We start from the raw sequence: 13,069 nt of genomic DNA on the forward strand, positions 1-13,069 counted from the left end.
TAATCATAATGATCAGCGTTCCATCTTACCCCCGAAATTCCGCTAAAAAGTCGTACCTTTGCGGCTCAATTTGAACAGAGAATCAGGACATGCTATCGGTACAAAACGTCTCACTTCGCTATGGTAAGCGGGTATTATTCGACGATGTTAATATAAAATTCACTTCCGGCAACTGTTATGGCGTCATTGGGGCTAACGGAGCGGGTAAATCAACGTTTTTGAAAATTCTGTCGGGTGAAATCGAACCGCAAACGGGTGGAGTATCCATTACGCCTGGTGAACGGATGTCGGTGCTAAAACAGAATCAGTCGGCCTACGATGAATTTCCGGTTTTGCAGACGGTCATTATGGGCAATCAACGCCTGTACGACATCATGCAGGAAAAAGACGTGCTCTACGCCAAGACGGACTTCACCGATGCCGATGGCGAAAAAGCGGCTGAACTCGAAGCCGAATTCGCTGAAATGAATGGCTGGGATGCCGAATCGGACGCTGCACAACTGTTATCGGGCCTGGGTATCAAAGAAAGTATGCATTACGCCCAGATGTCGGATCTGAACGGTTCGGAGAAAGTGCGGGTGCTGTTGGCGCAGGCCTTGTTCGGTAACCCCGACATCCTGCTGCTTGACGAGCCGACCAACAACCTCGACGTAGAATCGAGTATTTGGCTCGAAAACTTCCTGGCCAATTTTGACAATACGGTGATTGTGGTATCGCACGACCGCCACTTCCTAGATCAGGTGTGTACGCAAATTGTCGATATTGATTTCAGCAAGGTCAAGCTCTTTGCCGGAAACTATTCGTTTTGGTACGAATCGAGCCAACTGGCGCTGAAACAACGGCAGGATCAGAACAAGAAAACGGAAGACAAACGGAAAGAACTCGAGGAATTTATTCGACGCTTCTCTGCCAATGCCTCTAAATCCAAGCAGGCTACCAGCCGGGCTAAACTGCTCGAAAAGCTCACTATTGATGACATTCAGCCGTCTTCGCGGAAGTATCCATACGTGAACTTCAAATCTGAACGCGAGCCTGGCGATCAGATTCTAACAGTTGAAAACCTGACCTATACGGCCGAAGATGGTACGAAACTGTTTGAAAACCTGTCATTTACGGTCAATCGGAAAGACAAGATTTTTCTCTATAGTCGCGATGGTCTGGCCGTTTCAGCCTTAATGGATATTCTGGCGGGTGAGCGTAAAGCCGATTCGGGTACGTTTAAATGGGGCATAACGATTACCATGTCGTACTTCCCGACGGATGCGGAGAAAGATAAATTCTTCCAAACCGACCTGAATCTGGTTGACTGGCTGCGGCAGTATTCGACGGAAAAAGACGAAAGCTTTATCCGGGGATTCCTGGGCCGGATGCTGTTCTCAGGCGAAGAGTCATTGAAGAAAGCCAGCGTATTGAGTGGGGGCGAAAAAGTGCGGTGTATGCTGTCGAAAATGATGCTGTCGGGCGCTAACGTACTGCTCCTCGATGAACCGACCAACCACCTCGACCTTGAATCCATCGAATCGCTCAACAACGGTCTGATCGACTTCAAAGGTCCCATTCTGTTTACCTCGCACGACCACCAGTTTGTGCAGACGATCGCTAGTCGAATCATCGAGATCACTCCTGCCGGTATCATCGATAAACTGATGACCTACGATGAATTTATCGCCGATGATCGCGTAAAAGCGCAGCGTGAAGGGTTATACGAAGCAGTGGCTTAAGAAGAATGATTATTCGTTGATTGTAAATGCTTTAGGAAATAACTATCTGTATTTATGGAAACGTCAGCTAAACCTTTGCGCGGCATAGATGTTATTCGGCAGCTTCTGGCGGTGAAAAGACAGGCACAGCAGGAAGCTGTGGAAAACTACCGAACCGATCCTGAAGTAAGGGCTATTTATGAACGATTGACTCAAAAGAATAAAGAAAGTCGGCTTGGAGCAAAGTAAGACGTATGAATATGAGTTAAGCAGTGAAGGCCAGTATCTATATCGTTTCGTAACAAATAACGAAATACGATACGAAGTGAAATTTGTGCCTTCTAGCGACTATTTCGAGGCTTATACGAACTTAGAGGCAGAAGTTTTTGAGATGGTTATATCCGTGGTTGATAACCCGCTGGGTGGACGTATTCCGGCCGATGGGCGTATCGCTGCTACCATCTTCAGTATCTTCGAAAACTTCTTTCTACCACAACGATATGCCCTCGTTTTTATTTGTGATTCATCCGATGGACGCGAACAGGCTAGGTTTCGTAAATTTAGTAATTGGTTTTATCAACGATCCGTTCATTCAACTGACTTAGCCAAGTTTGACCGAATGGTGATTGACGGCGACACGATCATCTATTTATCGCTGATTCTAAGTCGCCGACATCCTCATATCGGCCGAATTGTAGATGTGTTTATGCAATTAGGCGAAGAGGAAAAATGATTAGACCTCGCTGACTGATGAGAGTTTATCGTCTATAAGCGTGTAAAAAACATAAGGTGAAAGGCTCTATGACGCTGGTGCTTAAATGTTTAACTGACTGATTTGACAAGGAAGGGAGTTGGCCAATAGGTTGACTCCCTTTTCATATACTTTACCAATGAAATGACTGAGTCTATACGTAAGCTGGCTATCAAACTTTGGGACTATCATCACATGAATCATGCACTAGCCAAAGCGGATGCAATTTTAGTGTTATGTAGTCACGATCTTCGGGTAGCGCAACGGGCTGCAGACCTTTATTTAGAGGGCTGGGCACCCTTGCTGATTTTCTCCGGTGGGCTGGGCGTCATTACCCGGCACATGTGGTCTGAACCCGAAGCTGACCTGTTTGCGCGAATTGCCCTGGAAATGGGCGTACCGGCGGAACATATCCTGATCGAAAATCAATCCAGCAATACAGGTGAAAATGTCTTGTTTACCAAGCGATTGCTAGACGAGCGACAGATGGATGTGGAACGGTTTATCGTTGTGCAAAAGCCTTACATGGAGCGTCGGAGCTTTGCTACCTTTAAAAAAGTATGGCCTGAAAAGGAACTGATTGTTACCTCACCGCAGGATTCTTTTGACACGTATTTAAGTCGGTATACGAATCCTGCTCTGACTCCTGACGACGTGATCAGTATTATGGTTGGTGATTTACAGCGTATAAAACTGTATCCCGAAAAGGGTTTTCAGATACCCCAGCCCATTCCAGCCGATGTGTGGGCAACTTATGAAGCCTTGGTCGAAGCAGGCTATGATCGCCACCTGGCTTCTAACTAGTCCGGTACAAAATCAGGTATAAAGATCACGGATGGAGCAGTCGGTACAGTAATTCAATGCCGATGCCGGAGGTGAGCAGGCGTTCCTTCTTGTTCTGTAAAAGCTGCTGTGTCCAGTCTACAAAACCGCCATCACCAATGTCGACGGTCTGACCATGTAAGGTAATGACCATTTTATATTGCAGGCCTTTGTAGTAATTGTTGCCGTTCAGGCCGTCGGTCATTACGTCAATAGGAACGGCGGTCGGTTGTTGACGCAGATAGTCGCCAAGCATGGTAACAAATGAAATCGGATCACGGTAGCCATTGCGGGGATAGAGCCGAAAGACTAACTGATCGACCTGGAGAGTATCCCGAAAGAAAACTGTCATCATGGCGATCTGCTCGGCTAAGGCTTCTTTTTCAAACTGGTAGTTGCCCGTGTCTCGTCCGGCAGTAGCGAAACAGGCTATTTTGAAATGCGGACGAAAGCCCGGTATGTTTGGTACGGGTGGCGTCCGAAGATGACGATGTAGGGTGCTAAACCGTAGATTGTCTGTCGTTTGCTGTGACTGAGTGCGTTTGCAATCGGCAATGTGGAGCGCGAGCAAATTAGTCGCATCCGCAACTACTTCGGTTTGCCGGGAAGCCGAAAGAACTTTTTTCTGATCGGCGGTGGCCACAACCGAACAGCTTCCGAGCGGGGCTACGGGCGATAACTCCAGTGGCGTAAAGCCATAGTTAGTAAAGAGCGCAAGGGCCTGATCTTCCAGTGCCCGGTTCCCAATAATGTCAATATCGGCTGGTTGAACAAATCGATTGCTTTGGTAGGCACGTAGCAGATCGGCCGGGGATAGTTGTGCCGCTTTTCGATCAAATACGTCCAGTAACAACGAGGTGAGTTCAGAACCCGACAGTTCGTTCGTCAGGATGTCGATCAAATCGGGTCGGCCGATCCGCTCTGCTATCTTTTTGCCAATCATAAAGATGGTAAGTAGACCGATTTGTAGGTTTCTCTATTTCAGCCGACAAAGCCAATTTTAACGTGTGTACCGTCGCAGTAGGGCTTGTTGCTGCTGCCTCCGCATCGACAGAAGGCCGTCACCTTATTCTTTTGTGTTTCGTGGCCATTGGCATCTTTCACCCGTAAATTGCCATATACTAGAAGCGGTCCATTGGGCAACGGTTCTACAATACTCTCAGCCTGAATATCATAGGGATTGATTGGCTCCTCATTCCGGTAATAGCTGAGCGCTTTCGACGGACAGCGGTCAATCTGTTCAGCTATTCGTTCGCTGGAAGCGCCTTCTATCGTAACCCAAGGCCGTTTTCTGGGGTTAAACACTTCGACTAATTGTGTCCAGCAAATTTTGGAATGGATGCAGACGGCTGGTTTCCAGACCACCGTGATCTCACCATTGGTGTAGGTTTTGGTAATGTTGGGTGTGGGTGTATGTTCAGATTGGCTCATAACGGTCTATTGGTTTACGGTTTCAGTTTTCGGTATACAGTCATCAGTTGAAGCCGCGTCTGTCTACCGAAAACCGCATACCGAAAATCGTGTTTATTTACCCCATTCAGCAGGATTTTGGCGCCACGCTGCCAGTGATTCCATCGCTTCTGACGGAATGTAATTAAGAGACTGCGCTTCGCTCAGGAGTGCGTCGTAATTGCTTAGGCAAACTAGAGAGACACCTTTGTTGTCAAAATTCTGGTCAGCCACCGGAAAACCATAGGTGAAGATAGCCGCCATGCCCAACACCTCAGCTCCGGCAGCTCGTAACGCGTCAACGACTTTGAGCGAACTACCACCGGTCGAGATTAGGTCTTCAATGACGACTACCCGTTGACCAGCCGCCAGATGACCTTCGATTTGCTTGCCCATACCGTGAGCTTTGGGTTCAGGCCGGACGTAACAGTATGGTAAGTTCAGGACATCGGCTACGAGAACGCCTTGTGGAATACCCGCCGTTGCTACCCCGGCAATGACCTCAGCCGTTGGGAATTGCTGGCGTATAGCATCGGCCAGCGCATTTTTGATGTAACTCCGAACCTCGGGATGGGCTAGTGTAATCCGGTTGTCGCAATAAATGGGTGATTTCCAACCTGAACTCCAGGTAAAGGGTTCAGTAGGGCGGAGCCGAACGGCCTGGACAGCCAATAAGTACTGGGCTACCGTTTTTTGAATGAGTGAAGAATCCACAGAGTCATAAAAAAGTAAGGACTCAAAAGTAAGCAAACTCCTTAACTCTTCGATCAAATCAATTTAGATTCGGGCTCTATCATTCGCTTAGCTCCAGGCTTTTACTGAATCCGCAAATAAATTTCACGGACAATAGACGGTAGTTCGCCTATCGTATCTTCCGTTTCAACGGATCTCATATTGAATAGAGGGGGTTAGAAAGCACAAATTTGTTCCGACGATAAGGACTATTTGAAATCACCTTCCCGTCGATACGCAACAAAGACGACTAACACTCTAATTTACACATGAAACCGTTGTATATGCTCATGGTGGCCGTGAGTCTGCAAGTGACTGCCTGTACGGAACCTGAAAAATCAGCCGAGGAAACCCCTCAACCCAGACAAGGCGTGGTAAGTGGTCGGGCTATCGACAGCCAGGGCAATCCCATTGCCAACGCCGAAGTTGTCGTTAATAACACGCAGTTTTATAACAGCAACATCGTTGGTCGAACGGACGCTAACGGGAATTACAAACTACAGGTAACGCCCGGCTCCTGGTATATGCGTGCGTCGGTGAAGTCGACGTACAATGGAAAAACCTGCCAGTTCGATCTTGCCCCCGATAATACGAAAGCGTTTGCTGGGTCAGACGGGGCCATCTGTAATTTCACCTGGAAACTAAGTGGTACTCGGACAGGCGAATTTGGTGATGAAGGCTATTATGGCGGGATGGTAGCGGTTATGCGTGCCAGCTTTGATTTTGAGATGGAGGACGTTGAGCTAACACTGTCGCCAGTCCGATTGGTTGATGGGAGTGCAGGGCGAGCCATAAAGCAGAAATTGAGCGCTCTGGCAGGTGGAGATGATGGTTTAGACGATATTCCGGTAGGACAGTATACTATCACGGCACGTCACGCGCCAACGGGTAAATCAATGCGGGTACGAGTACGCAACGCGAATCAGGCGTATGCTTCTTCGGCTACTGCCAATTTCAATTTGGTTGGAGTTAGTCGTTATCGGATCGAATTGGAAGTTCAATTACCTGAATAAGCTACCACCCAAAATAACTATGGCCTACACAAATAAAATTATCCACAATGCAGTAACCGGACAGGAGATTCGCTTTCTGAAAACCAGTGAAGATACCGATGGGGAACTGCTGGATATGGAGGCAACCTTCAAAGCGCACTCGAAGGAGCCTGCCCCGCATTATCACCCAGCGCAGGTTGAAGAATTTAGGGTGCTTTCGGGTGAATTAACCGTTCGGATCGATGGTCAACCTGCAATTTATAAACAGGGGGAGTCTTTTCGCATACCGAAAAATACTGTGCATTCGATGTGGAATGAAGGCGACCAAAAGGCAGTGGTAAACTGGCAGGTTCGGCCAGCCTTGTTAACAGAGTATTTTTTAGAAACAGCAACGGGCTTGGCAAACGAGGGTAAAACTAATGACGATGGGGTACCGACCGTTTTGCAGGCCGTTCTTCTATTAAATCGATTTTCTACTGTTTATCGGCTCCCGAAGCCTCCATTTGCGGTTCAGAAGGCAGTGTTTACCGCGTTAACACCCCTGGCCTACCTGTTTGGCTTTCGGCCAACGTATAAACGATATATCGATTAGCGAATACCCCTTTATAATCTGACAGGCAGTTTAATTAGTGCGACTAACTACTTAAGTCGGATATTATTCGGGTCTCAAATGGACTTTAACCGTATCGATTCGAGTGCCATCCATCGAGACAATGGTAAACGTAAAGGGCGACAATTCGATTACCTCGCCCACTTGTGGAACATCTTCGTGAGTAGCCAGAATTAGCCCGCCCAGCGTATCGTAGCTGCCTTCGGGGATGTTCCAGCCATAAGTTTCGTTCAGGCTGTCGATTTCATGGCGGGCGCTTAGTAGCCAGGTTCGGTCGTCGATTTGCTGTTCAACCCAATCTTCATTGGTATCGTATTCGTCCTGGATTTCGCCGAAAATCTGCTCGACCATATCCTCTACGCTGACAATGCCCGCCGTTCCTCCAAATTCATCGACTACCAAAGCCAGGCTTTTCCGCTCCGACAGAAACCGGAGTAGTAAATCCTGTGCAGGCATGGTTTGAGGCACCGTAATGATGGGTGTAATGATTTCTTCAACAGTAGCTGGCTTTTTGAATAGCGCCAGTGCGTGGCAGTACCCGATTACGTCGTCGATTGTATCGCGGTAAACCACAATTTTTGAATGACCGCTCTCCTGAAACGCCTGCCGAAGCTCTTCAACCGAATCGTCGACAGCAATTGCCGCAATTTCAGTACGAGGGACCAGGCAGTCGCGGACGCGCACATCCCGAAACTCAATGGCGTTGTTAAAGATTTCGGTATCGACCTCGACATCTTTCTCCGCGTCGGCTTTTTGGTTCAGTTGCTGAAGGTATTGGTTCAGGTCGGTTAAGCCAAAAACCGGCCGAATTTCGGGATTTCGTTTTCCGAGTATATATCGAATAAAAAAGCGGGCAGTTCCGACCAGTACCCGAACAACAGGGGCAATGGCCTTATAGATGATCCATAAAGGAACAGCTAAACCTTCCAGAAAGCGGTCGGGATGGATCAGGGCCAGGCTTTTAGGAATGTAATCGGCAAACGGCAGGAAAATAATGGTGAGGAGTAGGGTCTCAACGACAATGATGATAAACTCGTGCGTCGTCCAGGCTGGGGGGAGTACGAGCATCAGTAAAGGGTTCAGCGCCATGACCCCTAACACGGTATACAGAACCAGAAAAAGGGTGTTTCCCGTTAGCGTTGTCCCAATGAATAGAATAGGATTTTTCAGGAAGCCCGATACTAATTTCTCGCCCAGCGGCCCCTGTTTGCTGTGGAGTTCAAAATAGAGCCGGTTCACCGATACATACGCCATTTCGACGGCCGAAAAAAAACCGGCCAGCACCAGAGCAAGTAAAGCACCAAACAAAAGGGCGTATGATTCCATAGGCGATAAAAAATGATGAATTATGAATGATAAACGCTTACCTGAATAGCCAACTCATCATTCATAATTCATCATTGACTTTCGTCATTTCTTTTTCTTCTTCCGTTCGTCTATCATTTGTTTAATGGTAGGAGAGACGGCTTTTTCTCGTTCGAGTCGTTTGTTTTTAAAATACTGAAAAGCCAGCAGAAAGCCCAGGCATAACATGAGTAACCAATAGCTTTCGGCAAAGGTTGTCCGCTGATACTCGGCAATCCAGAGAATAAGGAAACCGGCAGCCGCCGACAGGAGTAAAATCTCAGAAAGTTTTAGCTTCATGATGAACTAGTCAATAGTCGCTAGCCAGCAGTTGTTAGTCAGTTGAACTAGATACTGACTCCTGCTGACTTTCGGCTAACGACTTTTTTTGAATTCCCGATATCGACGGACAGTCGAAATGCTTAGACCAAGAACGACCACCAGTGTGCCGATCCAGAGGATATTGATGAGTGGTTTTTCAACCGCTTTCATGACAACATAGTCGCGCTGGGTTCGGTTAACGGCAAACGTAAATTTACCAGAGCGCGGATCAATTTCGTTGAGCTGGATGCGTACACCAAGCTCATCGCTTACTTCGGCTGGATGGGCCACCATCCGATTTTTGATCACGAAAGCCGGTGTAAGTACATGCACACCGTTTTTGTCGAGTACACGTACATTTGCCCGAACGGCTGCATCCTCTGGCCCTACTTCGATTCCGTCAACTTCAGCCGTTCGCACAACATCGTCCAGAATAGCCACATAGTCGTTCAGGAAGAACGTGTCTTTAATGGCTACAGAATAGGTTTCGGTTTTCTCCCACTTGTTTTCGGCATTCGGGTCGGGCACCGACGACACGTAGGTGTACATATCCCGGTCGGCTTTATGACGAATATCGGGAGAGGCCAGCAGACCCATACGTTCGTTTACCTGAGCCCGAGGGTACAGGCTAAATACTTTACCACCTGGCTCCCGGTATTCGACCTCGTAATAGGTATTTTCAGGATAGAGCGCCAGTGTATCGCCTTTTTTGTAGTAGACTTTACCGTTCTGCTCAATATCCCGTTGGGCAATACCATGAAAATCACCCTCAATGACCATCACATCCTTACGGGGAAGATAACCCGGTATATCGCGGGCTTCAATGCGTTGACCCCGGTAGGTTAACTGATAAGGCCCCATCCGTTCGGGCTGGTTTAGCCAAAGCAAGGTATTCTCCTTATTTTCTTTGTTATCGTTTTTGGTAAACTCATCCTGCTTGGAAATAAGTAAACCGCTATTATTCAGTGAAATGACTTTAGAATAGCCTGCCGAATACAAAATTCCTAACAACATCAGCGCCATACCGATGTGAGCTATGGCCCCGCCCGAAAACCGATAACTCCCCCGGATAATACCGATAAGAATAGTCCCGTTGGTAACAAGCGCAAAGACCGAAGCCACCAGCAGAGCCATGTAAACCGGATTCTTCATCGAGCCGAATGCAATCAGCCCGGCGCTAATGAGCAGCGTGATGATACCGGGAGTCGTGAGGGCGTCCCATTTTTTAGCCTCAATTTTTCGCCACCACATAAATTGCCCTACGCCGGTTAGCAGGCAGATCGCAACGAAGAACCAGATTTGAAATTTGTTGTAATGGGCAATCTGATCGGCCGGGAGAGCCAGATTCGAGATTTTGCCAAACGATTCCAGGATCTTGGTATACACCGGAATCGACGTAGTGGCAATCACCTGGAAGGCAGCCAGACAAAGAACGGTGGCACCCATAAAGAGCCAGAACTCCTTGGTATAGACCGACGCTTCCTTTTCATCGCTGGGAATGTACTTCCATTTGACAGTAGCCAACACAATTGAGACGGCAACAAACACCAGTAGGTAGATCAATAATTGACCCGATAGCCCTAAATCAGTAAAGGAGTGAACCGATGCGTTCCCCAGAATACCACTGCGAGTCAGGAAAGTAGCATAAAGCACCAGCAGGAATGTGCTGATGGCCAGGATGATAGCTGTTTTGAGGCCGGTGGAACTGCGTTTGCCAATCAGCATACCATGAATGGAGGCAATCATCACTAGCCAGGGAACATACACCGCATTTTCGACGGGATCCCAGTTCCAGTAACCGCCAAAGTTCAGCGTTTCATAAGCCCAGTAACCACCCATCATGATACCAACGCCCAAGATCATAGCGCCGAAGAGAGCCCAGGGCAAAGCTGGCCGAATCCACTCAGAGGGTTGATTTCGCCAAAGACCTGCTACGCAGAACGCAAACGGAACCAGCGTTAAGGCAAAACCCAGAAACAAAGTTGGCGGGTGAATGACCATCCAATAGTTCTGGAGTAATGGATTTAGGCCGTTACCATCTTTCGGGATAAAATTAGGGTCGGTCGCAAAGATCGGGGCATCGGGCATGGCATCCTGGAGCAGCAGGAAGGGCGATGAGCCAATTTTGAACGAATCGCCAAACACAACGCCCAGAATCATAGACGCCAGAAATGCCTGCACCAGCGCAAAAATGGTCATCATAGGGGCTTCCCACTTCGACCCGGCCGTACGAATCAATACAGCACCCAGCACCGCATTCCAGAAGAGCCAGAGCAGAAACGACCCTTCCTGGCTTTCCCAGAAACAAGCAATCATGTACTTGACCGGCAGCGCTCGCGAGGAGTGGCTCCAGGCGTAGTGATATTCGAAATAATGATTAAAGATGATGTAGAACAGGCAGGCCGCAACCCCCACAACAGCAGCACCGTGAATGTAGAATGTCCAGCGCGCTAGCTTCTTCCAATCGTCACGAGCCGGAGGTTCTGTAGTCTGAACGGGTGGCTTCGCTTTCCGTTTTGCCGTTTTACCACCAAAATTGGATTCGCCCGGCGTGGACTCGCCCGCATAGGCTAACTGAGGCTCCTCGACAGCTTTAGGCTGAACGGTAGAGGTTCGTCCAAGGGCTGACAAAAAATACCCTACCGTTGCCACCAAAGCCGTGACAAAGGACAGGATAACGAAAAAGTGGCCGAGGTTCCCGACGGTTGTGTGTATCATAACTTAAAAAGAGTGAAAGAGCGAAAGAGCGAATGAGTGAACTGATGCCGGATTTTTTTCAGCTCTTTCACTCATTCGCTCTTTCACTCTTTTTATAGTTGTGCCGTTTTTGCTTCGTGTTCAGTCGTTTCGAGCTTGTTGTTCTGGTATTTCGACGGACACTTCAGCAGAATTTTCTTACACTGAAAATGATCACCCTGCATGGCGCCAATAACAACTACTTGCTCGGAACGGTCGAAATCCTGCGGCTTGGGACTGTTATAAATCACCTTCTGAGCCCGGTTATCTTTATCGACCAGCGTAAACTCAAAATGATTGGGATCGATAGCCGGGTTGTAAAACATATCGGCAATTTGCCCGTTCGTGTTCTTTTTCAATTTACCGACTACGTGAATCATGTTGTCGTCACCGTCATGCGCCATTTGTTCGGCCTTACCGAAGGTAGTGTATACACTGGCGTCACCTGCCGTGCTGGCAATCACGCCAATTGCGATGGCGATCACGATAATGCCGATAATGTGAGAGATTTTCATATAATTAGTACTTGTTAACTGTGGTTTTGCCTGATTAGGTAGATGGCTTAACGACTAACTACGGACGAAGATTTTTTCTTCACGTCCTTCTCCAGTTTACTGATCTGGCTATCCAGTCGAACCAGATAGATGACGATGCCAGCAAATACAGCGGCAATGACTGCAACTACTACCCAAATTTTGCCGTCGGCCCGAAGGCGATCCGCCATTTCGACACCATCGGCAACGGGTTGCTGGGCAAATAGATGCTGACTAAGTAACAGAAAAGCGGCCAGGGGTGCTTTTCGTAAAAATGACAATCGCATTTGAGTACGAAATAGTTAGAAAAATAACACAAAAATACACCGAATCATTCAGAACAGTAAATGAGTTTACTCATCTAAAGCCGCTTTTATTCGCCGGTAGCGAATACGCAATTCGGTAATCCAGACGCCCAGTAGGGTAAATCCGATAATGGCCGGATAAAACACCATCCGAAGCCGATTATCCATGTCATATTTGCCGAAAGCCGGGTTGCCACCATTGCCCGGATGCAACGAGTCGGTTAAGCGCGGCACTACGAAAATCAGGGGAACAAAAACCGCAAAGGCAAAGATGTTGTAGACCGCCGAAATACGGGCCCGACGTTGCTCATCATCGAACGAGCCGCGTAGGATCAGATAGGCCAGATACATGAGCATACCCACTGCAATGCAGTTAAGTTTCGGGTCATTAGGCCAGGGCTCTCCCCAGGTGAAATTGGCCCATATGGACCCGGTTGCACAACCTAAAATGCCAAAAACGATGGCTGTGTTGGCAAATTCAACGGCAATAATATCATCGTCGAACCGGCCGTTGCGGAGGTAACGGATAGAGTAGATCGCCGATGTCAGTAGTAAGGTAATCATGCCAAACCAGAGCGGAACGTGGAAATAGACATTCCGAATACTCTCGTTCAGGATCGGTTGCCGGGGAACGACTCCCAGCATACCTTGTAAAATTACGTAGGTCAGAATCAGGACGGCCAGGGCCTTCCACCAGTTTTTGTTCATATCGGTAACGCGGACATCCTGTCCGCATTTAGCATTTTTTCTATGCGGACAGGATGTCCGCGTTAC

Annotated in this window: 15 protein-coding genes; 6 read left to right on the forward strand and 9 right to left on the reverse strand. The window is 48.1% G+C overall.

Going from position 1 to position 13,069, the window contains the following annotated elements:
- Positions 1-89: 89 nt before the first annotated feature.
- The 4 genes from ACYVFD_RS26115 to ACYVFD_RS26130 all read left to right on the forward strand — a co-directional run bounded on the left by ACYVFD_RS26115 (position 90) and on the right by ACYVFD_RS26130 (position 3,255).
- Positions 90-1,721, forward strand: coding sequence for an ABC-F family ATP-binding cassette domain-containing protein (locus ACYVFD_RS26115; protein WP_461093456.1), 1,632 nt, complete (start codon positions 90-92; stop codon positions 1,719-1,721).
- 54 nt (positions 1,722-1,775) lie between these two features.
- On the forward strand, positions 1,776-1,949 hold the full coding sequence (locus ACYVFD_RS26120; protein WP_461093457.1) for a hypothetical protein: 174 nt from the start codon (positions 1,776-1,778) through the stop codon (positions 1,947-1,949).
- Between the two features lie 85 nt (positions 1,950-2,034).
- Complete coding sequence (locus tag ACYVFD_RS26125) at positions 2,035-2,433, forward strand: DUF6169 family protein (RefSeq protein WP_461093458.1); 399 nt, start codon at positions 2,035-2,037, stop codon at positions 2,431-2,433.
- 213 nt (positions 2,434-2,646) lie between these two features.
- Complete coding sequence (locus ACYVFD_RS26130) at positions 2,647-3,255, forward strand: YdcF family protein (RefSeq protein WP_461093459.1); 609 nt, start codon at positions 2,647-2,649, stop codon at positions 3,253-3,255.
- 25 nt (positions 3,256-3,280) lie between these two features.
- Here the strand turns inward: ACYVFD_RS26130 and ACYVFD_RS26135 are convergent, their stop codons facing one another.
- The 3 genes from ACYVFD_RS26135 to pyrE all read right to left on the reverse strand — a co-directional run bounded on the left by ACYVFD_RS26135 (position 3,281) and on the right by pyrE (position 5,436).
- Positions 3,281-4,216 (reverse strand): hypothetical protein, encoded by a 936-nt coding sequence (locus ACYVFD_RS26135; RefSeq protein ID WP_461093460.1) that lies wholly within the window; start codon positions 4,214-4,216, stop codon positions 3,281-3,283.
- 38 nt (positions 4,217-4,254) lie between these two features.
- Positions 4,255-4,704, reverse strand: a complete 450-nt coding sequence (locus ACYVFD_RS26140) for a (4Fe-4S)-binding protein (RefSeq protein WP_461093461.1) — start codon at positions 4,702-4,704, stop codon at positions 4,255-4,257.
- 93 nt (positions 4,705-4,797) lie between these two features.
- The gene (gene pyrE / locus ACYVFD_RS26145) at positions 4,798-5,436 is read right to left on the reverse strand and encodes an orotate phosphoribosyltransferase (protein WP_461093462.1); all 639 of its coding nucleotides are present in this window, start codon (positions 5,434-5,436) and stop codon (positions 4,798-4,800) included.
- A 287-nt stretch (positions 5,437-5,723) separates the two neighbouring features.
- Here pyrE and ACYVFD_RS26150 point away from each other — a divergent pair, with 287 nt between their 5' ends.
- Both ACYVFD_RS26150 and ACYVFD_RS26155 read left to right on the forward strand, forming a co-directional pair.
- Positions 5,724-6,467 carry a carboxypeptidase-like regulatory domain-containing protein gene (locus ACYVFD_RS26150; RefSeq protein ID WP_461093463.1) on the forward strand — a complete coding sequence of 248 codons (744 nt, stop codon included), beginning with the start codon at positions 5,724-5,726 and terminating at the stop codon, positions 6,465-6,467.
- 19 nt (positions 6,468-6,486) lie between these two features.
- On the forward strand, positions 6,487-7,038 hold the full coding sequence (locus ACYVFD_RS26155; protein ID WP_461093464.1) for a cupin domain-containing protein: 552 nt from the start codon (positions 6,487-6,489) through the stop codon (positions 7,036-7,038).
- A gap of 63 nt (positions 7,039-7,101) precedes the next feature.
- Here ACYVFD_RS26155 and ACYVFD_RS26160 read toward each other — a convergent pair whose 3' ends face one another.
- From ACYVFD_RS26160 to ccsA (ACYVFD_RS26185), 6 genes are all read right to left on the reverse strand, one after another.
- Complete coding sequence (locus ACYVFD_RS26160) at positions 7,102-8,382, reverse strand: hemolysin family protein (RefSeq protein WP_461093465.1); 1,281 nt, start codon at positions 8,380-8,382, stop codon at positions 7,102-7,104.
- 84 nt (positions 8,383-8,466) lie between these two features.
- Positions 8,467-8,700: a hypothetical protein gene (locus tag ACYVFD_RS26165; protein ID WP_461093466.1), complete on the reverse strand. Its 234-nt coding sequence runs from the start codon at positions 8,698-8,700 to the stop codon at positions 8,467-8,469.
- A 75-nt stretch (positions 8,701-8,775) separates the two neighbouring features.
- The gene (ccsA, locus tag ACYVFD_RS26170; protein ID WP_461093467.1) at positions 8,776-11,439 is read right to left on the reverse strand and encodes a cytochrome c biogenesis protein CcsA; all 2,664 of its coding nucleotides are present in this window, start codon (positions 11,437-11,439) and stop codon (positions 8,776-8,778) included.
- Positions 11,440-11,531: 92 nt separating this feature from the next.
- Entirely contained in the window at positions 11,532-11,972 is a 441-nt protein-coding gene (locus ACYVFD_RS26175) for a cytochrome c maturation protein CcmE domain-containing protein (RefSeq protein WP_461093468.1), read from the reverse strand.
- Between the two features lie 47 nt (positions 11,973-12,019).
- A complete protein-coding gene (locus tag ACYVFD_RS26180) occupies positions 12,020-12,277 on the reverse strand; it encodes a CcmD family protein (protein ID WP_461093469.1) in 258 nt (85 codons plus the stop codon).
- A 66-nt stretch (positions 12,278-12,343) separates the two neighbouring features.
- Positions 12,344-13,003 (reverse strand): cytochrome c biogenesis protein CcsA, encoded by a 660-nt coding sequence (ccsA, locus tag ACYVFD_RS26185; RefSeq protein ID WP_461093470.1) that lies wholly within the window; start codon positions 13,001-13,003, stop codon positions 12,344-12,346.
- Positions 13,004-13,069 lie beyond the last annotated feature (66 nt).

The organism is Spirosoma gilvum (assembly GCF_054776815.1).

Bases quoted from the DNA above. Each gene is read 5' to 3' on its own strand.
- ACYVFD_RS26115 (WP_461093456.1), top strand. From the start codon at position 90: ATGCTATCGGTACAAAACGTCTCACTTCGCTATGGTAAGCGGGTATTA.
- ACYVFD_RS26120 (WP_461093457.1), top strand. From the start codon at position 1,776: ATGGAAACGTCAGCTAAACCTTTGCGCGGCATAGATGTTATTCGGCAG.
- ACYVFD_RS26130 (WP_461093459.1), top strand. From the start codon at position 2,647: ATGAATCATGCACTAGCCAAAGCGGATGCAATTTTAGTGTTATGTAGT.
- ACYVFD_RS26135 (WP_461093460.1), bottom strand. From the start codon at position 4,216: ATGATTGGCAAAAAGATAGCAGAGCGGATCGGCCGACCCGATTTGATC.
- ACYVFD_RS26140 (WP_461093461.1), bottom strand. From the start codon at position 4,704: ATGAGCCAATCTGAACATACACCCACACCCAACATTACCAAAACCTAC.
- ACYVFD_RS26150 (WP_461093463.1), top strand. From the start codon at position 5,724: ATGAAACCGTTGTATATGCTCATGGTGGCCGTGAGTCTGCAAGTGACT.
- ACYVFD_RS26155 (WP_461093464.1), top strand. From the start codon at position 6,487: ATGGCCTACACAAATAAAATTATCCACAATGCAGTAACCGGACAGGAG.
- ACYVFD_RS26160 (WP_461093465.1), bottom strand. From the start codon at position 8,382: ATGGAATCATACGCCCTTTTGTTTGGTGCTTTACTTGCTCTGGTGCTG.
- ACYVFD_RS26165 (WP_461093466.1), bottom strand. From the start codon at position 8,700: ATGAAGCTAAAACTTTCTGAGATTTTACTCCTGTCGGCGGCTGCCGGT.
- ccsA (WP_461093467.1), bottom strand. From the start codon at position 11,439: ATGATACACACAACCGTCGGGAACCTCGGCCACTTTTTCGTTATCCTG.
- ACYVFD_RS26175 (WP_461093468.1), bottom strand. From the start codon at position 11,972: ATGAAAATCTCTCACATTATCGGCATTATCGTGATCGCCATCGCAATT.
- ACYVFD_RS26180 (WP_461093469.1), bottom strand. From the start codon at position 12,277: ATGCGATTGTCATTTTTACGAAAAGCACCCCTGGCCGCTTTTCTGTTA.
- ccsA (WP_461093470.1), bottom strand. From the start codon at position 13,003: ATGAACAAAAACTGGTGGAAGGCCCTGGCCGTCCTGATTCTGACCTAC.